Source organism: Brevibacillus sp. FSL L8-0520 (assembly GCF_037963895.1).
In the GTDB taxonomy this organism is placed as follows: Bacteria; Bacillota; Bacilli; order Brevibacillales; family Brevibacillaceae; genus Brevibacillus; species Brevibacillus borstelensis.
In genome coordinates, this window is the sequence record NZ_CP150171.1 from 3,196,868 (window position 1) to 3,214,887 (window position 18,020).

The 18,020-nt window shown below is 49.9% G+C and carries 20 protein-coding genes; 6 read left to right on the forward strand and 14 right to left on the reverse strand.

Translation table 11 applies throughout. From position 1 onward, the window contains the following. Positions 1–136 precede the first annotated feature (136 nt). Both NSQ24_RS15915 and NSQ24_RS15920 read right to left on the reverse strand, forming a co-directional pair. Positions 137–460: an SCP2 sterol-binding domain-containing protein gene (locus tag NSQ24_RS15915; RefSeq protein WP_003385914.1), complete on the reverse strand. Its 324-nt coding sequence runs from the start codon at positions 458–460 to the stop codon at positions 137–139. A 199-nt stretch (positions 461–659) separates the two neighbouring features. Next, positions 660–974, reverse strand: coding sequence for a YbjQ family protein (locus NSQ24_RS15920; RefSeq protein ID WP_003385915.1), 315 nt, complete (start codon positions 972–974; stop codon positions 660–662). A 367-nt stretch (positions 975–1,341) separates the two neighbouring features. On the opposite strand from NSQ24_RS15920, the gene NSQ24_RS15925 reads away from it, so the two are divergent. The 3 genes from NSQ24_RS15925 (at position 1,342) to NSQ24_RS15935 (ending at position 5,274) form a co-directional block, all read left to right on the forward strand. Beyond that, on the forward strand, positions 1,342–1,518 hold the full coding sequence (locus NSQ24_RS15925) for a hypothetical protein (RefSeq protein WP_170208357.1): 177 nt from the start codon (positions 1,342–1,344) through the stop codon (positions 1,516–1,518). 126 nt (positions 1,519–1,644) lie between these two features. After that, complete coding sequence (locus NSQ24_RS15930) at positions 1,645–3,849, forward strand: YhgE/Pip domain-containing protein (protein WP_122958711.1); 2,205 nt, start codon at positions 1,645–1,647, stop codon at positions 3,847–3,849. Positions 3,850–3,894: 45 nt separating this feature from the next. Then, positions 3,895–5,274, forward strand: a complete 1,380-nt coding sequence (locus NSQ24_RS15935; protein ID WP_051567323.1) for a TrkH family potassium uptake protein — start codon at positions 3,895–3,897, stop codon at positions 5,272–5,274. Positions 5,275–5,412: 138 nt separating this feature from the next. Here the strand turns inward: NSQ24_RS15935 and NSQ24_RS15940 are convergent, their stop codons facing one another. Then, positions 5,413–6,945 (reverse strand): YifB family Mg chelatase-like AAA ATPase, encoded by a 1,533-nt coding sequence (locus tag NSQ24_RS15940; protein ID WP_339166198.1) that lies wholly within the window; start codon positions 6,943–6,945, stop codon positions 5,413–5,415. Positions 6,946–7,068: 123 nt separating this feature from the next. Between NSQ24_RS15940 and NSQ24_RS15945 the strand changes: the two genes are divergently transcribed. Together NSQ24_RS15945 and NSQ24_RS15950 are read left to right on the forward strand one after the other, a co-directional pair. Beyond that, positions 7,069–7,380, forward strand: coding sequence for a hypothetical protein (locus tag NSQ24_RS15945; protein ID WP_003386010.1), 312 nt, complete (start codon positions 7,069–7,071; stop codon positions 7,378–7,380). 38 nt (positions 7,381–7,418) lie between these two features. Then, complete coding sequence (locus tag NSQ24_RS15950) at positions 7,419–8,147, forward strand: polysaccharide deacetylase family protein (RefSeq protein WP_339166199.1); 729 nt, start codon at positions 7,419–7,421, stop codon at positions 8,145–8,147. 215 nt (positions 8,148–8,362) lie between these two features. Here NSQ24_RS15950 and NSQ24_RS15955 read toward each other — a convergent pair whose 3' ends face one another. Both NSQ24_RS15955 and NSQ24_RS15960 read right to left on the reverse strand, forming a co-directional pair. Continuing rightward, the gene (locus NSQ24_RS15955; protein WP_327927363.1) at positions 8,363–9,055 is read right to left on the reverse strand and encodes a 3'-5' exonuclease; all 693 of its coding nucleotides are present in this window, start codon (positions 9,053–9,055) and stop codon (positions 8,363–8,365) included. A gap of 70 nt (positions 9,056–9,125) precedes the next feature. Further along, positions 9,126–9,896, reverse strand: a complete 771-nt coding sequence (locus NSQ24_RS15960; RefSeq protein WP_243014897.1) for a nucleotidyltransferase domain-containing protein — start codon at positions 9,894–9,896, stop codon at positions 9,126–9,128. Positions 9,897–10,263: 367 nt separating this feature from the next. On the opposite strand from NSQ24_RS15960, the gene NSQ24_RS15965 reads away from it, so the two are divergent. Beyond that, on the forward strand, positions 10,264–11,079 hold the full coding sequence (locus NSQ24_RS15965; RefSeq protein ID WP_031932920.1) for a hypothetical protein: 816 nt from the start codon (positions 10,264–10,266) through the stop codon (positions 11,077–11,079). Between the two features lie 285 nt (positions 11,080–11,364). On the opposite strand, the gene NSQ24_RS15970 is transcribed toward NSQ24_RS15965, so the two are convergent. From NSQ24_RS15970 to rimM, 9 genes are all read right to left on the reverse strand, one after another. Beyond that, on the reverse strand, positions 11,365–11,760 hold the full coding sequence (locus NSQ24_RS15970; protein ID WP_003386015.1) for a YraN family protein: 396 nt from the start codon (positions 11,758–11,760) through the stop codon (positions 11,365–11,367). After that, the gene (locus NSQ24_RS15975) at positions 11,757–12,050 is read right to left on the reverse strand and encodes an EscU/YscU/HrcU family type III secretion system export apparatus switch protein (protein WP_024982994.1); all 294 of its coding nucleotides are present in this window, start codon (positions 12,048–12,050) and stop codon (positions 11,757–11,759) included. The genes NSQ24_RS15970 and NSQ24_RS15975 overlap by 4 nt, the downstream gene beginning before the upstream one ends. Further along, on the reverse strand, positions 12,047–13,711 hold the full coding sequence (locus tag NSQ24_RS15980) for a hypothetical protein (protein ID WP_339166201.1): 1,665 nt from the start codon (positions 13,709–13,711) through the stop codon (positions 12,047–12,049). Before NSQ24_RS15980 ends, NSQ24_RS15975 begins: the two co-directional genes overlap by 4 nt. Positions 13,712–13,748: 37 nt before the next feature. After that, positions 13,749–14,525 (reverse strand): ribonuclease HII, encoded by a 777-nt coding sequence (locus tag NSQ24_RS15985; RefSeq protein WP_339166202.1) that lies wholly within the window; start codon positions 14,523–14,525, stop codon positions 13,749–13,751. An 80-nt stretch (positions 14,526–14,605) separates the two neighbouring features. After that, positions 14,606–15,496: a ribosome biogenesis GTPase YlqF gene (gene ylqF / locus NSQ24_RS15990; protein WP_339166204.1), complete on the reverse strand. Its 891-nt coding sequence runs from the start codon at positions 15,494–15,496 to the stop codon at positions 14,606–14,608. 39 nt (positions 15,497–15,535) lie between these two features. Then, entirely contained in the window at positions 15,536–16,093 is a 558-nt protein-coding gene (gene lepB, locus NSQ24_RS15995) for a signal peptidase I (RefSeq protein ID WP_243014895.1), read from the reverse strand. 118 nt (positions 16,094–16,211) lie between these two features. After that, entirely contained in the window at positions 16,212–16,559 is a 348-nt protein-coding gene (gene rplS, locus NSQ24_RS16000) for a 50S ribosomal protein L19 (protein ID WP_003386021.1), read from the reverse strand. A gap of 147 nt (positions 16,560–16,706) precedes the next feature. Next, on the reverse strand, positions 16,707–17,459 hold the full coding sequence (trmD, locus tag NSQ24_RS16005) for a tRNA (guanosine(37)-N1)-methyltransferase TrmD (RefSeq protein ID WP_003386022.1): 753 nt from the start codon (positions 17,457–17,459) through the stop codon (positions 16,707–16,709). Between the two features lie 13 nt (positions 17,460–17,472). Further along, positions 17,473–17,991, reverse strand: coding sequence for a ribosome maturation factor RimM (gene rimM / locus NSQ24_RS16010; protein ID WP_024982988.1), 519 nt, complete (start codon positions 17,989–17,991; stop codon positions 17,473–17,475). Positions 17,992–18,020: the final 29 nt, after the last annotated feature.

Consider the following 18,020-nt stretch of genomic DNA (forward strand, 5'->3'; position numbering starts at 1 on the left):
TTGTCTTATTCTATATCAGCCCTTCAGCGATTGACCAGTATTTTTCTGTCAATTGCGGAAATGAATCCGGTTTTCCAGAAATTTGACTTGGATGTTTTCCCGTTTTCAAGGTGTTTGATTGCCTATTTTTTTGAGGTTATTGATACTTTTGCAGGATCGACTGCAGCTTGAGAGACAACCCCAAATCACCCTTCACTTTTAGCTTTCCCATCATGAAGGCCATCGTTGGATTTAATTCCCCCCGGACCAGCTTGATGAAATTTGAATCAGACATCTCCAATATGCAAGCGGCTTCGTCCGGACCACCTTCGACCACACTTACGGCGTTCTCGCTAAAGGTTATCTGGAAAAGACCGCTGTCCTTGAGCTGAAAATGGAAGACTGCCCGCAGTCCTTCCAAACCGGCCGGATTCGCGTTTATTTTGTCTGCTAATGCCGCCATTGTCTCTTGTACTGTCATACGGATCACTCCTCAATTCTCTTTTTCAGTTTTTGGTCCATTCTGTCCAAATATTCCTTCTATTCATTAGCATAGTCCGATTCAATGTGCAGAGTAAAGCAAAAAAGAAGCCGGACCTTCCTGCTGTCCGGCTTCCTCTTCTTTTTGGGGGTTACTGCTGGCGTTTATGATGCGTCGATTCCTGCACTGAGAGTAAGGCTTATCTGACTCTGACCGCTGTTCCGGTGGCGATTACCATCATCATGCCTTCTCTGAGGGTTTCGAAGTCGAGATCGACACCGATGACAGCATTCGCGCCGAGAGCACGTGCCCTGTCTTTCATTTCACGCAGTGCCATCTCTCTTCCTTCTGCAAGCTTGCTTTCATATGCCCCGCTTCGGCCGCCAATAATATCCGTAATCCCTGCCAAGAAGTCACGGACAACATTGGCGCCTAAAATAATTTCCCCACTGACTATATCGAGATACTCCTCGATTTCTTTCCCTTGCAATGTACTCGTTGTTGTAACGATCATCCTCGCACCCTCCCGCTTGTTTAAACTAAGTCGTCTTTCTACTAATACGTTATGATGTCACTCCAAGTTTCACATGTCGCTGTTTTACATACTGTCGCTTCACTCGTTCACGTTTCACATGTTGCGGTGCCTAATCCTTCGTTTATTAACGTTTGTTTTGCTGGTGCTCCCTGGATGTGGGCTCGGTCTGCGGAGCCACTTCGGCCGCCTTGCCCTTGCTGCTCTGCTTATGCAAATCGATGTTTTTGTTCTTGGACATGCAATCCTCCTGCTACAGTGTTTTTCTACAGTATGCCCGGAGCATCTCCTCATATTATCAGAGGACACGGTGCATTCTATTGGAAATGGAAACGACAGGAGGCCAAAGATGAAAGAGCCTTTTTGGACAAAGCGGCATGATTACGCGGATGACGCAGATGGCTTGCAGCAATTGGTCGAGGTCATCAACGCCAAGGGAGACACCGGCGAGCTTAACGAGATTCTGTCGGAAGATGAATCCATCGGAAGTCAATCCGATGCCGAATCAGATCGGCTCAAGCCCTGACATTCAAAAAAAGAGTATCCTTCATGAAGAGGGGCACTCTTTTTTGGTTTTCCCTCACCTGTTTTGGTGATACATTATTCGTATTGTATTTGTAATTGCGAAGGAATTGATGCGGAGGATTTGGACATGAATGGAATTCGGCTTGCTTTACAGGACATTAAAGAGATGTGGTCCTCACACCTACTGAGAAGGTCCGTACTTGGCTTGATGATTCTGCCCTTGTTGTACAGTTTTCTCTATCTCTGGGCTTTTTGGAATCCGACCGAGCTTGTCAACAAGCTTCCCTTGGCCGTCGTCAATCTGGATCAAGGGATGGTCCAAGGCGCCAAAAAGGTTACCCTCGGACAAGATTTGACGAATAAACTGATTGCCGATGAGAAAACCAATTGGCAGGAAGTTTCCTTGGCCGAAGGTGAGGAAGGGATCAACAAGCTTGACTATTTTATCTTGTTGGTGATCCCTGAGGATTTTACTGCAAAAGCGTATAGTGCAGGTACTTCTGCTCCAGAACAGACTCAGCTTCAGTACCGCATTAACGAAGGTGCAAACATGCTGGGAGCAAAAATTTCCAGAACCATCGCAGAAACTGTAGAAAAACAGCTCCAGCATGAGCTGACCACACGATATCTTCAAGTGGTATTTGACAACTTGATGGAAGGCGGAGAAGGCCTCCAAAAAGCGGCTGATGGATCGGCTGCACTTGCCGCTGGAACCGACCAGGCCCTAAACGGGGCAAATGCGTTGGCAGCCGGATTAAAGGAAACTCATTCAGGGATGGCAAAATTGTCCTCTGGACTTGCTGATTTGTCGACAGGTGCCAATCAACTGGAAAACGGAATCATACGGTTGGACACAGTGGCCGGACTGTCATCTGCCGCAATCGGAAAAACAGCGGAGCGCTTGCAGTCCCTTGTCTCGTCATCTGAAAAACTGTCAAGTGATTTGGATGTGATTTCTGAAGGAGCACAAGCGTCAATCCGCGAGCTGCGCAACGGTCGCCAGGCGATAGCAGCTGTCGCTGACTCTATCAATACCAGCGCTCAATCTGCAGCCAAATTGCGCGATGATGCACTGGCTCCAGTCAATACAGCACTGGATAAGCAGCAGGCAGCTATGGACGAACTCAATCATTCTCTTGTCAGCTTATTCGATTCGCATCCCGAGCTGAAGAATTCTGAAGCGGGAAAAAGGGCCTTGAATGCGCTGGAAAATGCCTCACGCTACCGACAAACCGTACGGGATGATATGGAGCAGGCTAAGAATTCGGTCGACCAGCTTAGAGCCGATATGGCTAGTGCCCATTCCAGACTGAATGAGGCTGACCAGAGTATTCAAAAACAAACCGATCAATTACAGGCGGCGCTGAACCGTATTCATAGCGGCATAAACGGCCTTACGAGCAAACTGAGAAACGATGCCGCCCTCGCTTCACTGCCAGAGCAACTGCGAAGCTTGTCTGAAAATATCCACAAGCTGCAGGAGGGCAGTACGGCCCTGGTAAATGGTTTACAGACCTTTGGCCAAGGCTTCTCCCGTTTGCAGGAGGGGAATTCCAGACTCATGGATGGAGCCGACAAACTAAGCAGCGGTCTGGGAGAAATCTCCCGCGGGCAGCATGAGCTGACCCAAAAGCTCCAAGAAGCAGCAGGCATGGCCAAGCAGGACGGGAAGGCCGATCAGCGAGTTCAGGTTATTGCCGACCCAGTCGTCGCTGTTGAGCAAAATCTGCATCCCGTGCCGAATAACGGCACCGGCTTTGCTCCATACTTCCTCGCGCTCTCGCTCTGGGTAGGCTCATTGGTATTGTTCTTTGTGATCGATATCAAGAAGGTATATGCGATGCCGAAACGACCGCTTTCTTATATCACAAACAAATATTTTGCTTTGGCTTCGGTCAGCATCCTGCAGGCGATCATTTCGGTGTTCATCCTGCATGCCGGACTGGGTGTCCATACGGAGCTCCCCCCTCTCCTGCTTTACGGTTTTGCTATTCTGATCGGACTGTGCTTTACTGCCATTTTGTTTATGCTGTTGTCTGTACTCGGCAATGATGTGGGAAGATTTGCTGCTGTTCTCGTATTAATGCTGCAGCTCACCTCTAGCAGCGGGTCCTATCCGGTCGAACTGGAGCCTGGCCTCTTTTCCTTTATCCAGCCGTTTTTGCCGATGACCTATGCAGTGGAGGGACTGCGCCAACTCATCTCTGTCGGCAACACGGGAATTCTGCAGATCGACGCCCTGGCTCTCTTCTTGTTTGGACTGGGAGCATTGGTTCTGCTTTACGTCACCAAACGCCGCAGTATTTTTGAGGAGATCAGCCAATCTGTTTAGCTTTGCAAGTTGTCTGTGATTCCGGTATGATTACCGGTATGAATCATGGTCAGGAGGCAGTTTTTTTTGACACTCACCTATAACAAAAAAAGATTTAGTTCCGTTCAAATCATCGTATTTTTGTACTTATGCAGTGTGCTGGTAGCTTCTATTTTGCTATGGCTGCCGTTTTTCCACCTTCCAGGTGTGAGGCTCTCCTTCATCGATGCCATGTTTACTGCAGCCAGCGCCATTAGCGTAACCGGACTGAACGTAATTACGATTCATGAGGTCTTTAATCAAAAGGGGATTATTCTGCTTACGCTGCTCTTTCAAGTTGGCGGAATCGGGATTATGACATTGGGAACCTTTTTTTGGATGATGCTGGGGCAACGAATTGGCTTGGAGTACCGCAAGTGGATCGCAACCGACCACAATCGCCCAACCTTGGCCGGCCTGGTTGAATTGATGCGCAACATCATCGTACTCGCCGTAGTAATCGAGCTTGTAGGGACCATTTTGCTCGGCAGCTATTTCCTGATCGCAGGCTATCACCAAGATTGGTACGAGGCTTACTACTACGGATTTTTTGCCGCCGTCAGCGCTTTTACCAATGCAGGTTTTGACATCTACGGAAACTCCCTGCAGGACTTTTCCCACGACTATATCCTGCAATCCATCACAATGGGCCTGATCATCTGTGGTGCTGTTGGCTTTCCCGTTCTGATCGAGCTGAGAAACTACTTTGCCCATCGACGAGTAGGGCAACGATTTGCCTTTTCTCTATTTACAAAAATTACGACTGTTACTTTTTTTTCTTTGATTGTTGTTGGGACATTGCTCTTTTTCCTGTTTGAAAAGGACTTCTTCTTGCAAGGAAAGAGCTGGCATGAATCACTGTTTTACTCCTTGTTTCAGTCGGTGACAACGAGAAGTGCCGGGCTATCCACAATGGATAGCAGCCTCCTTTCCACCCCTACGATAGTAGTCCTGGCTGGCCTGATGTTTATCGGGGCTTCTCCAAGCAGTGTAGGGGGCGGGATTCGGACGACCACCTTCTTTGTTCTCGTCGCTACAGTGGTCGCATATATGAGAGGCCATAAAGACGTAAAGGTCTTCCGCCGGGAACTGGTCGAAGAAGACATCATTCGTTCGTTCATCGTCTTCTTCGTTGCCGTCATACTTGTCATCGCAGCGGTTGTGTCGCTGATGTGGATTGAGCAGCTCCCGCTTCCGCAGGTTCTGTTTGAGGTGTGTTCCGCCTTTGGAACGACAGGACTGTCTATGGGAATCACCCCCGAGCTGAGCGGTGCCGGAAAAATGATATTGATTGTCATGATGGTCATCGGCCGGATCGGGATCATCAACCTGTTGCTCTTCCTCAAAAAAGACGATCGCATTATTACGTATCACTATCCAAAGGAACGCATTATCATCGGCCAGTAAATATTGGGGCCGGACGAGAATGCAGCTTTTTGTACGAGTTTGCAGTCCGTTTCTTTCCCTCGACCCTCTTCATCTGAAGAGGGTTATTTTTATGTAGCAGGAGAAATCAATGATGCTTTCCCATCCGCAAAACTCTCGTTAAACAGCGATATTGCGATCTAGCGCCCTGTAGCGGATTGCTTCCGCCACGTGCGCGGACCCAATATCTACCGCTCCCGCCAAATCCGCTATTGTCCGGGCCAGTTTTACGATCCTGTCGTAGGCTCGGGCGCTCAGCCCCAGCGTGTCGAAAGCCATCTGGAGCAGCTCCTGTCCCTCCTTGTCCAGTTTGCAGTAACGACGCAGTTCTTCTCCATTCATTGCGCTATTGAACGGTGCTGCAGGGCGATTTGCAAACCTCTTGCTCTGGATCGCTCTGGCTGCTTCTACTCGAAGGCGAATTTCAGCGGAGCTTTCAGCTGCGTTCCTTTCGTTCAGCAACTGTACCGGGACTCTTGGCACTTCTAGGTGAAGATCGATACGATCGAGCAAAGGGCCGGAGAGCTTGGCGCGATATCTGTAAATTTGCTGCGGTGTGCACGTGCATTCACGCTGGTCTTTTGAGCCGTAGAAGCCGCACGGACAAGGATTTAACGACGATATCAGCAAAAACCTTGCTGGAAACGTAAAAACGTGCCGCGATCTGGCGATAGTCACAACTCCCGCTTCCAACGGTTGCCGAAGCGCTTCCAATACGTGCCGTGAAAACTCGGGCATTTCATCGAGAAACAAGATGCCGCCATGAGCCAGACTGCATTCCCCCGGTCTCGGGCTATGGCCTCCTCCGCCGACAAGCGCTGCCGTCGTCACTGTGTGATGCGGAGAGCGAAATGGCCGCTCCTGGATGAGTCCTCTTTTATCCGTCAATTGCCCGGCGATACTGTAAATTTTTGTAACATCATACGATTCATCCAGATTCATTTTTGGCATGATGGACGGCAAGCATGTTGCCAGCATTGTCTTTCCGGAGCCTGGAGGGCCCATGAGCATCACATTGTGAAAGCCGGCGGCAGCCACTTCAAGTCCCCTCTTTACAAAAGTTTGACCGTAAACCGAGGAGAAGTCGGGTAAAGACTGCCGGGCAGAGTTGTCATCTGACCTCTCTTCAACTCCCTCCGGCGCTTCGAGGGTCGTTGACCAATACTTTACAGCAGCGCTTAAACTCGCAGCCGGCAGAACGGTCAATTCGGCCAATTTCGCCTCGGCTGCATTTTGCTCAGGCAGGATCACATGTGTAAAGCCTTCCGCCTGTGCCTGCAGCAAAATGGGCAAAACACCGCTGACCGGCCGCAATGAGCCGTCCAATGCCAGCTCCCCCAGCAGCAAAATTGCTTCTCTTCTCTGTGGAATCTGTTTGGACGCCAGCAGGATTCCCATTGCGATAGACAAATCAAATCCGGAGCCTTCCTTTCTCAGATCAGCGGGAGCAAGGTTGACTGTAATTCGCTGCATCGGGTACTCGAAGCCGGAGTTGCGAAGCGCTGCCCTGACGCGATCGCGCGATTCTTTTACAGCTGATCCCCCTAAGCCGACCAGATCAAACTGGGGCAAACCATTAGCTATATCGGTTTCAACAGCGACCAGCATGCCGTTGATCCCGTAAACAGTTCCGCAAAAACTGCGTGCGTACATAGACAAGCATCACCTCTTGCTTCCACTGTAGAAAAAGTAAGAGGGGGCTGGCAAATAAGTTTCCAGCAGCCATAAGCGATGGTACAATAATAGCTGGAAATTAAAGTGAAAGGAGTTGAACAAATGGATACGACGATTGAAAGGGCACTCGGCGTGATGCTGGAAAACTGGGACCGGTTAAAGAAAAGTCAGGAGGATGACGCAGAGGAAGATGCAAATCAATTTGAGGCCTCCTTCTACGCTTTGATAGATGAGATTCGGGACTGGTTCGCAGGCCTGGAAGAGGCGCCCAAGTCGCTTGACGAAGCTGTTCGGCTCCCCGAGATGGAACAGATTTTGAAACGATTGCCTGGCGAACTCGTCTTAAATTTTGAGACTGAGTTGGAATTGATCGTCGAAGGGGAAACAAGAGAGGAAGACGAGAGGTACGACTAAGGATCAGCATAAAAATTGATAGAAACAAAGGAAAAAATATGATGAAAAAGAAATGGCTCCTCATTGTCTCATTAGTCGCTCTTCAATTTGCATGTGCTTTTTCACCTTCTCCTGCGGAAACGGATTCTGCTTCCACCCCCATTTTGGAATACCATTCCATCGTGGATAATAAAGACAACATGTATTGTGTCGACCCCGTTACTTTTGAGGAACAAGTAAAAACAATCTTGCAAATGGGCTATCAGCCAATTACGGCATCAGAATTGCTCGAAATGTGGAAAGACAAGAAAAAGACGGTCTCCAAGCCTATTTTGTTAACATTTGACGATGGTTATAAAGACAATTACACCACTGCTTTTCCCATTTTGAAAAAATATCAAATAAAAGCTACCGTGTTCCTCGTCACTTCCTCCATCGGGAAACCGAATTTTTTGTCATGGGATGAGATTAAGGAAATGCAGGAAAGCGGTTTGATAGATTTTCAGTCGCACACGATTAGCCACCCAAATCTGTTGAAATTGAAGGCGGAAGAGGTACGGAATGAGTTTATCGAGTCAAAGCGAATGCTGGAGCAGCACCTGAACAAACCTGTACGAATCCTCGCCTATCCATACGGCTATCACCGCCCTTACATGTTTCCCATGTTAAAAAAGGCCGGTTATGAAATGGCGTTATCTACGTATCCTGGTCTGGCTGGGGAGAGGCAAGGCATGTTTGCTGTGCGTCGTATCTCGACGACCAAGGATCCTCTGATTTTCCTTCGTTGAGTGAATTGCTCCTTTTTGCGGCACACTCAGCTTTATATCGGTTAAAACATATTGACAAAGGATTGCTGTTAAACTCTCAGCAATCCTTTTCTTCGTTTGAGTTCCATCCGGTTTCGGTTGTTTGGGATGAAAGAAAAACTTGAAACCGACTTCCCTTGCAAGTTGTTTCAACACTATATGCTTTTCAGATGAACGATCGAGCCTTCTTTTTACGACTATTCCCTTGTCAGCGAAGAGCTATGCACTTCTTGCCTGCTGGCTGTACAATCCAGACAAAAGCGTTTCGAACCGGAAAAAGCTGTGTAGTATTTTTCTTTAGAGCATCTTCTGCATTTCCAGTAAAGAGCACACGACATCGAATAGTTCTCCTCCGGCGTATTCCTGTCAAGCTGCACGTAAGAGCGATGTTTCAGTAACAAATTTGCCGTGTTGATCGCGTCGGAACGAGCGGAGTGAAGCCTTCCCTGAACCTCCAGTCCCGATTGCAGGACAGCGTCCTTCAGCTTCATTTGTGTGCGCCCGCTCAAGTACTGGCTGATCGCCGGTTGAATATCATTATAATTTTTCAACCAGTTCAAGCTAATCCCGTATCTCGCGCAATGCTCAACGAATAGTAGTCTGTCATCCCCTCCCCACGAACATAAATAATAGTCATCACCGAGCCAATCGATGAACTGCCGAATGCCTTGCTGAAACGGTACTACTCGCTGCAAATCCGCTTCTTTCATCCCTATGAACTTTCTTGTTCTCAGGCCGATCTTTCCTCTTATCTCTGGATGTGTATAGCACTGAAATGTTTGCATCTGTGCCGACTGAGGATCAGATAAGTTTATTTTTCTTGCACCAATCTCGATAATTTCGGGAGTTTGCCCCTTTTCGTATGTAAATGTAGTCTCCAGATCAAACACAACTGCATCCATATCTTCACCTCAAGTGCACCATCATGTAGTCAATCAGTTTATTATAACTCAGCAGGCCCTACTGCCATACGATTTTCAAATATTTGCGATAGAGTTCATCAAGCTGCTGTGTTGGATCGGCAATGACGCTCCTTTGCAAAGCTGCGTAATCCGTATAATGTGTCATTTGCTCTTCGATGAACAGATGTAATTCATCGATCCGCTTTTCCAGATGCAGCTCCTCTCCCGCTATCTTTCTTTTCAGCAATTCCTCGATTATGTGTTTTATCTGTGAATCATCGAGCAAATCATCGAGCAATTCCTGAAACAATATGGGCGGATTCGTGTTGTATTTCTCGATCCACATGCATGCCAGCAGAGGGCGAAGCACGTAAAAGTATTTCTTTATCCGGACCTGTTCGCCTTGCAAATAATCCCGATAATTGCCTTTGGCCATGCTGAGATAATGGTGGAGGGACGACTTTGGAGAGAATACTTGATGCCTAATATTCAGCATCTCCTCTTTAAAACCGTACGCATCGTGATAGACAATATCGGAATTCAGCCATTCCAAGAGCGGCGGATTCGATTTTCGAAACAGCTTTAAAGCCTTTCTGATATCCCAACCGCTACTATCAAGGACATCATTGATCGGTTCCTCGATGACATCCCTTTTGTCGTCGATAGACAGATACCACTCAAGGGGTTTGATATACACAAACCTCACGTCGTAGTCACTGTCTTGAGACGGAAACCCCCATGCCCTGCTCCCTGATTCCACAGCCAATAAAATGCGTACCTGATGCTCTTCTTCTATTCTTTTGAGCGCTTTTTGAATGGTTTCGATCATTTTTCGTCCCTCGTCCTTCTGATCCACGTCATTCCTTGCCATTTTTGCTTTTTTCGTAAGCAGTTCAATGATTTTCTCATTTTGATCAATTTGGTGATAATATTGGAATTGAGCCCATTTTCATTCCCAACCGGACACACTGTTTTCGATTGAGATGGCATACCGTAATTTGCTTCCTAGCAATCAAAATGACTATCTCCACCGCCTCTTCCATTCATGAACCTCATAACGCTTCCTCAAAACCAATATAATGGAATATGCTTAATGAAGCTACTAAAGTATGCAAACCGACTGAAGCTCGTCTTCCTTTTTACAGATAACTCTCTCCACTTCTTAGTACGATTCTTACCAGTAGGAGTTGTTCCCATTGATTTCGCTCAATTTCGCTTATGAGGAAAAATACCGTTCGCATACTGTTACACTGAACGTAGAAGAAACCTCTACTCCCGATACATACTCGCATGCCATTGAAAAACTTATTCATGACTTTATCCCCTATATCGGGAAGACGCAAAATGATATGTATTCCCTTGAAATCATCGTGGCCGGGGAGGAAATCAGCGAACCGGCGTTTTGGGAAAAGGCGATTCTTGATTTTCGTTTGGAGGACTTGGCAATCCGTTATCACAAAGCATTGATACATCTTGTTAAATCCTCAAAACCTGTTTGGCTCGATGAAGAAAATCCTGCTGGACGAAGTGCAGCCTTTTATCTGTCCAAGCTATCAGTCGCTAACCTCCCCTATTACACTGAGTACATAAAATGGCACGACATGGATCACGAAGTGTCAGAATATCAGGATATCGAGGAACTGATTAAAATGTACGGTTGGTGTCCTGAAACTTTGGAGCTCGCAGCCGTTCGCGGCGGCATCGGATGTGGCCAAGAGGGGCTCTGGCAGTTTGACAGCTTTGTGAAAGAAATGGGGTTAAGGGAATACTTGCTGGAAAACAATTTGCTGGATCATTTTGTCTTTGCGGTATTCCTGGAGAATTACCTCAAGCATTACGGAGAGATCATGAAGAACAACCGTCATTTTCATTGGCCATTGTCATACTGCCTTGATTTTGTTTCCGATATTCTTGCCGATTTGATCGAAGATGAGGATGTCGCTGGGGAATATTTTGCCAAATGCCGCTCCATTGCCGAGAATTATTACGCGGAGCATAAATTGCCGGTGTAATTCAGATCGTGATGTGATTTCTCTACCAGGACCATGACTGGAGAAATGATTGGGAAGCTATGAACAGCAGAATTATGCCTTTCCAAAGGACAGGGAGTGACCGTTGCGGAATGAATGCTCTGCTCAGGGGAACAAAAAAATACCCCCCGGCGAAGCCGGAAGGTCAAGAGATGGTGCTTGGAGGAGTTTCATCGCGTCGAGTACAGTACATAGTACGCGATCAAACGGCCCTCTGCTTTAGACGCATCCCCAGTAGGCGGCCTATTTGGCGCCCGTTTTTCGGTTTTAAAAGGCATACTCGACATGGGTAATGACTGGTGCTTGGACCGTAATGTCCATATTGGCCCTATCGTTCGCTTTGCCCGTATGATACTGGATCCCCACTACATCAAAGCGAAACTGTCTCACCGAAATCATCTTCGCTTGCATGTACGTGAGCGCCATCTCCCTTAGCTTTTTTTGCTTCTGCCATGTAATTGACTCTAAAGCAGAGCCGTATCTCAGGCCGCTTCGAGTACGAACCTCGACGAACACAAGAACATCCCCGTCCCAAGCAACCAGGTCGATTTCTCCCCTCGCTGTCCGGTAATTCCGTTCTACGATCCGAAGCCCTTTTTGCTGCAAATACGCTTCCGCCATGCGCTCGCCTCGATGGCCCAGTTCACGGCGTGCATCATTCACCCCAACTTTTTCCCTCCTTTGTCCAGACGGTAGACGAAAGCGAGGACTTCCGCTACTACCTGGTACAGCTCGGGAGGGATTTGCTGGTTCAGATCGAGTTTGCCCAGCACTTCTACCAGTGATGGATCTTCCTGAATCGGAATATTGCTGTCTTTGGCAGCCTTCAGCAGGTTTTCCGCCACGTAGCCCTTGCCCTTGGCCACAACGGTTGGCGCCTCCATCACGCCAGCCTGATAACGCAATGCAACGGCTTGCTTTCGCTTTTCTCTTTCAAAGGGAGGGGTGCTCATACGCGAAAATCTACCCCCTTGTAGTCTGCAAGCATGTATCCACTATTACCGCCCAGCCGGGGGGCCGTCCGTTTCGCGTCCGCGTCCGGGATGCTCTGTACCCTCATGGAGGAGAGCTGATAGCCAATGCCTTGCAATTGGTCAGCCAGACCCTCTCGCATGTTCTGGACGAGCGGTTCTACCCAATCATTGTTGTTGAACACCTGGATATTCACAATTCGGTTGACGATCCCGACATCCAGCATGGTCGTGCCCATCGCATTTAGATCGAGATGGAAAAACAGGCGGCAGTTTTCCGGGTCCAGCTCTCCTCCGCCTTTTTTCTTGGACTCGATTTGTACATAGGCCGTGTCCTCGCCATCGTTTGTCCGGATAGGGATTTGCATGACCACTTGTGCAAACGGCTGATTGGAGGGCTGTGCGAGCATGAGCTGCTGTCCGGTGACTTGCTGCAGCAGAGTGTCTGCCGCATCGCGCAGACCTGCAGGCATGCCGTTTTGCGAACTGGAGGCAAGCTGCAATAACAGGGACTTTACAGACTCCAGTTGCCTCTGAGCTTCTTGTGCACCCTTCATCGCATGTCCCAACGCATCGCGCTCGTGGGAAAGCCCCAACTGACGAAACATCTCCAAAATCGGGTGGTCATTTCGCGGAGTTTGCGAGGACTGGAGGGATGCTGCTCTGTCGGTATCTGTACCGCTCGATTCCGCTTGCCATATGCCCGCAGGCTGGTCGGCGGCAGTGGTCAGACCTCCGGCTCGTGGCTGGCTGAATGGCTGATTCCCAGACCTCGAGACCTGCTCTGTCAGCGTCCTCAACTGCTGCTCGCCGAACTGCCCAGTCGCCGCTCCTTTTGCATGGCCGGCCATAGCTGCAGAATTTGACGCTGGCTGCGGTGATTCGGACACATCGCCATGTGGCAAAGCGACTGGCAGTTTGGCGACTTTATCGCGGAGCTGTCCGACAATCATCCGAAGCTGGGCGTTCAGAAGATCGGCAGCCGCATTTCCCGCTCCACTGCCGCCTGAAGGCCTTGCTTGGCTTCCGTCTTGCGAGAAGCGATTCGCCCCTTGTTCCTCAGATTGCAAAAAGCTGTCGGCTTGGTTCAAAAAATGTTGTATCACTTGAGCGAGCGGCTTTTCTGACAGAAATGCTTTCAAGCCTGCAATTGAGTCGGGCGTCACCGGTAGATTGCGCTTCAAGGCAAGCAGGAACGCATCCAGTGTCCCCTGATCCGCTCCCAACTGCTGTGTCACGGCAGCATAGCTTTGTACAGCATCCCGATTTACAGGAAGGTTTGACGAAACCAGTGCTTGGACGATCGCTCGGTTCTCTTTTGTTTCCGCGAAGCCCAGAGACCTCATCAAGCCTTCGAGGGATGCATCTGCGACCGTTCCACCCTGCGGAGAGTTCAGCACCTTCAGTGTGATGACACCGCTGGTCGGCTGGACTTGAAGCCAGGCTCGCTGGCCTGCTTCCAGATTCGCTTCCAGCTTTGCCTGGACCTGCATCCCCCCGATCTGGACCAATGCCATATTTTCTGGATATGTCCTCACTACCGCTCCTGTAAATACTTGGCCAGGTGTAAACTCAATCGGTTTGGGAGCCGCAGCGCCGGTGCGCTGCATGAGTGATTGTACCATTTGCGCAGGGGAAAACATGTCATGCCTCCTATATCGCAAGCCCGGTGCCGGAGCGTCAGGCCTGCGCCTTTACCCCGGTAAACGTCCTCCGATGGATCGGGGTCGAACCGCAGCGCTCCAGAGCCGCCAGATGCTCCGCCGTACCGTAGCCAGCGTTTTTTTCAAAGCCATATTGCGGATAGATTTCTGCGTATTTTGCCATGATTCGGTCTCGTGTCACCTTTGCGACGACCGAGGCCGCCGCGATGGAGACGCTTTTGCCGTCTCCGCCGATGATCGGCAATTGCCTGTAGGGCAGATCCTTCAACTGAACAGCGTCGATCAGGCAAGCGTCCGGGGCAAGCGAAGCATCTGCGATAGCCAGCTTCATCGCTTCTTTCGTCGCTTCCAAAATATTGATCTCATCGATGCGTTCGGCGGATACGATGCCAATCCCGACCGCAACCGCTTTGGATGCAATGACTTCGTAAAATGCTTCTCTCGTCGCAGCCGGCAACTTTTTCGAATCATTCAAACCAGGCAGGTAAAAATCTGGCGGCAAACAGACAGCCGCAGCCACTACGGGCCCCGCCAGAGGTCCTCGCCCTACTTCGTCGATGCCGAGAAGATGCTCATATCCCTCAGCCCGGAGCGACCGTTCAAACGTGGTCATCTCCTCCCACTGGCAGGCAAGCTTCTCCTGTCTGGCCTTGGCTTGCTCCATGTGGCGCACAAGGTCATGCACGCCTTTTCGTTTATCTTCTTTCAGCAATTGTAAAAAATCTTTCGGGACCTCGTCCATTTTTTCTAGCAGATCCCGTATTTCTTTTATCGACATTTCGGCCAGATTCATTGATTCCATCACCTTACGCTATGTATTTACGAAAAAACCCGTCTACCCATTGGATAGACAGGTGTGTATCTGTAAGCCTCCTAAATGAGGGCTTGCGGCTTGCCGATCGGTTCTTCCATTTCCCAATCGATGGGGCGCTCCAGCGTAACGGTCCCCAATTTGCCTGACCGCAGGTCGCGCAAAAACAATTCGGCTGCCTTGTCATAGTCGATTTCTCCGCCTGATATGAGGCAGCCGCGCTTTTTGCCGATTTCCTCGAGCATGGTGACCCGGTCTTGGGGCAATTCCTTCAGCTTGAACCGCTCTGTCAAGCGTTCCGGGTAATAGTGCATCATGTAGCTGATCGCAAAGAGCGCCACTTCCGTAAAATCGATCAATTCATCCTTGATGGCGCCGCTCGCTGCCAGCCGAAGACCGACCATCTGATCCTCAAACTTCGGCCACAGAATCCCTGGCGTATCGAGCAGCTCCAAGGTGTCGCCCATTTTTACCCATTGCTGCGCCTTGGTAACAGCCGGTCTGTCACCCGTTTGCGCCACGGCACGCTTGGCCAGTCGGTTGATCAGCGAGGATTTCCCCACGTTTGGAATCCCGAGAATCATAATCCGGATCGCTCGGGCCTGCATGCCGCGCTCCGCTCGCTTGGCCAGCATATCTGCTGCCAGCTCCTTGCAGACTTCGGGCAGCTTGTTTACACCCTTCCCGCTCAGTGCATCGATCGGTAGGGTGCGGAGGTTTTGCTCCCGGAAGTATCGAACCCACTCTTCCGTTACCTTCTCATCTGCCAAATCGGCTTTGTTCAGCAGCAGCAGCCGCGGTTTATCGCTCACGATCTCGTCGATCATCGGATTGCGGCTGGATAGCGGCAGCCTGGAGTCAAGCAGTTCGATTACTACGTCAATCTGCTTCAGCTTCTCCGTAACCTGTCTGCGGGCCTTTGCCATATGTCCGGGAAACCACTGAATGGCCATGACGTCTCACCTGCCTTTTTGTCATACATATTCGTCCGATCAACGGGTTACCCGTATGTCGGAGAAGGGCCAAAATACAAACTCGGCACGTCCCACCACGCGATCCAGCCCAACTGGGCCGATGGCGCGGCTATCGTGACTGTTCAGGCGATTATCGCCAAGCACAAAAATTTGTCCTTCGCCGATCTGGAAGGGGCCGAAATCCTCAGTCAGCGGAATCTTCCTCTCCGCCGCTTCCTTGCGATTTTGGGCCAAGTAGGGCTCGTCTACGACTTTCCCGTTTATCAATAACTGGTCATCTTTCGCTTCGACCGTATCTCCCGCTACCGCGACAACCCGCTTGATATAATCCCGTTTTTCCTCAGCGTGGAAAACGATAATATCGCCGCGCTTCGGCTCGGAGAAATAGTAGATAGCTTTGTTGACCACCAATTTTTCGTTGTTATGTAAAGTGTGCTCCATCGATTCACCGTCTACGATGAAGGGGGCGAACAGAAACGTTCGGATGATAAACGCCAAAATGATCGCTATGCCTAGTGCCTTGAGCCATTCCCATGTCTCGTTTTTGGCTCGGCTGGAGGCGACTTCTTCGCTCATATTTCGATCCCTCCGCTTCTGCCGGTATGTTCCCCGAAATAGGGTTTCTCCATTCTTCTGCAATGGAAAAAGAGGCCCGGCTAGCAGGCCAGACCCCTTTTCTATCGAACACTTGCTATTATCGACGAATTTCCTTGATGCGGGCTGCCTTACCAACGCGATCGCGCAGATAGTACAGTTTCGCACGGCGAACTTTACCGTGGCGCACAACCTCGATCTTGTCGATCTTTGGAGTGTGTACCGGGAACGTACGCTCAACACCTACGCCGTAAGAAATCTTACGAACAGTGAAGGTTTCGCTGACACCTGTACCACGGCGGCGGATCACAACGCCTTCAAACAGCTGGATACGCTCGCGCTGACCCTCGATAACCTTAACGTGAACACGAACAGTGTCACCAGGTCGGAACGCAGGAATGTCCTGTTTCAGTTGCTCTTTTTCCAATTCACGAATTACTTGGTTCATCCTCAATTCCCTCCTTCCGATCAGACGTTCTTACTCGTCTATCAATAGCCGGCATGAAAACCGGGATACGAGTAGCGGACCGCCTTAGTCAGCGGGCAAAATTGCCACAAGAAGTATATTAGCATATTGATCTGCAAACTACAAGGTTTATTCCTTAGACAAGCCCGAATTTTTTTCCTCTTGTTCCAGCTCGCGCAGCAGCTTCTGCATGTCCTCGGTCATTTCCATAGCAGCCAGCAGGTCGGGCCTGCGCTCTTTTGTTCTCCTCAGGGATTCCTTCATCCGCCAGCGAACAATATTGGCATGGTGGCCCGAGAGCAAAATATCAGGCACCTTCCACCCGCGGAACTCAGCCGGGCGCGTATAGTGAGGATGCTCCAGCAATCCGGTGGTGAAGGAATCCTCCACAGCCGAGCTCTCATTGCCCAAAGCCCCGGGTTGGAGGCGGACGACACTGTCGATGACGACCATGGCAGCCAGCTCGCCACCTGTCAGCACGTAGTCGCCGATCGATATTTCATCGGTCACGAGATATTGGCGGATGCGTTCGTCATAGCCTTCGTAGTGCCCGCATATAAACACCAGGTGCTCTTCACGGGCCAGCTCCTCCGCCAGCTTTTGTCGATACGGCTTGCCTTGCGGACACATGAGGATAACCCGAGGCTTCGCCTCAGCGGTTACTGCCTCGACAGCCCGAAACAACGGTTCCGGCTTGAGAACCATGCCCCCGCCGCCGCCGTATGGCGTATCGTCCACGGTACCGTGCTTGCTCTCGGAAAACTCCCGAAAGTTTGTCACGTGAAAGTCCACGATTCCCTTTTCCTTGGCCTTGCCGAGAATGCTGCTCCCCAAGACTCCTTCGAACATTTCGGGAAACAGTGTCAATATGTCAATTCGCACCCATTGTCCTCCTCTACAGCAAGCCTTCCATCAGGTGGCAGACAACGCGTTTGCCGGCAATATCGACTTCCTTGATGCAATCGTCAATATACGGCAAAAGGATTTCTCCGCGCTTCCCTTTTACGACCCATACGTCATTGGCACCGGGCTGGAGGACATCGACGATTTTTCCCAGCTCTTCTCCCGTATCTGTCACCACCAGACAGCCTACCAGCTGGTGTATGTAAAATTCGTCTTCCTCCAGCTCCAGCAGGGCATCGTCCGGGATTTTCAGTTCGCCGCCCTTGTATTTCTCCACGTCGTTGATAGACGAGTACCCTTCAAAACTAAGGATTTCAAAATCCTTGTGGGAACGGCGGGTCGCTACTTTAAGCGTGATCGGCTTGTCCAAGGAAGGGTGGAACAAATACAGCTCGCTGCCTTTTTTAAACCGCTCGTCAGGGAAATCAGTCGTGGAAATGACCCTGACTTCTCCCCGCAGCCCTTGCGTATTTACCAGCTTTCCCACGGTATAGAAACGCTTTTCACTCATGCGGTTCCTCCTTTCGGTTCGCGAAAACC

Coding starts and splice junctions, on each gene's coding strand:
- NSQ24_RS15915 (WP_003385914.1), bottom strand. CDS start 460: ATGACAGTACAAGAGACAATGGCGGCATTAGCAGACAAAATAAACGCG.
- NSQ24_RS15920 (WP_003385915.1), bottom strand. CDS start 974: ATGATCGTTACAACAACGAGTACATTGCAAGGGAAAGAAATCGAGGAG.
- NSQ24_RS15925 (WP_170208357.1), top strand. CDS start 1,342: ATGAAAGAGCCTTTTTGGACAAAGCGGCATGATTACGCGGATGACGCA.
- NSQ24_RS15930 (WP_122958711.1), top strand. CDS start 1,645: ATGAATGGAATTCGGCTTGCTTTACAGGACATTAAAGAGATGTGGTCC.
- NSQ24_RS15935 (WP_051567323.1), top strand. CDS start 3,895: ATGGTCAGGAGGCAGTTTTTTTTGACACTCACCTATAACAAAAAAAGA.
- NSQ24_RS15940 (WP_339166198.1), bottom strand. CDS start 6,945: ATGTACGCACGCAGTTTTTGCGGAACTGTTTACGGGATCAACGGCATG.
- NSQ24_RS15945 (WP_003386010.1), top strand. CDS start 7,069: ATGGATACGACGATTGAAAGGGCACTCGGCGTGATGCTGGAAAACTGG.
- NSQ24_RS15950 (WP_339166199.1), top strand. CDS start 7,419: ATGATGAAAAAGAAATGGCTCCTCATTGTCTCATTAGTCGCTCTTCAA.
- NSQ24_RS15960 (WP_243014897.1), bottom strand. CDS start 9,896: ATGATCGAAACCATTCAAAAAGCGCTCAAAAGAATAGAAGAAGAGCAT.
- NSQ24_RS15975 (WP_024982994.1), bottom strand. CDS start 12,050: ATGAGCACCCCTCCCTTTGAAAGAGAAAAGCGAAAGCAAGCCGTTGCA.
- NSQ24_RS15980 (WP_339166201.1), bottom strand. CDS start 13,711: ATGTTTTCCCCTGCGCAAATGGTACAATCACTCATGCAGCGCACCGGC.
- NSQ24_RS15985 (WP_339166202.1), bottom strand. CDS start 14,525: ATGAATCTGGCCGAAATGTCGATAAAAGAAATACGGGATCTGCTAGAA.
- ylqF (WP_339166204.1), bottom strand. CDS start 15,496: ATGGCCATTCAGTGGTTTCCCGGACATATGGCAAAGGCCCGCAGACAG.
- lepB (WP_243014895.1), bottom strand. CDS start 16,093: ATGAGCGAAGAAGTCGCCTCCAGCCGAGCCAAAAACGAGACATGGGAA.
- rplS (WP_003386021.1), bottom strand. CDS start 16,559: ATGAACCAAGTAATTCGTGAATTGGAAAAAGAGCAACTGAAACAGGAC.
- rimM (WP_024982988.1), bottom strand. CDS start 17,991: ATGAGTGAAAAGCGTTTCTATACCGTGGGAAAGCTGGTAAATACGCAA.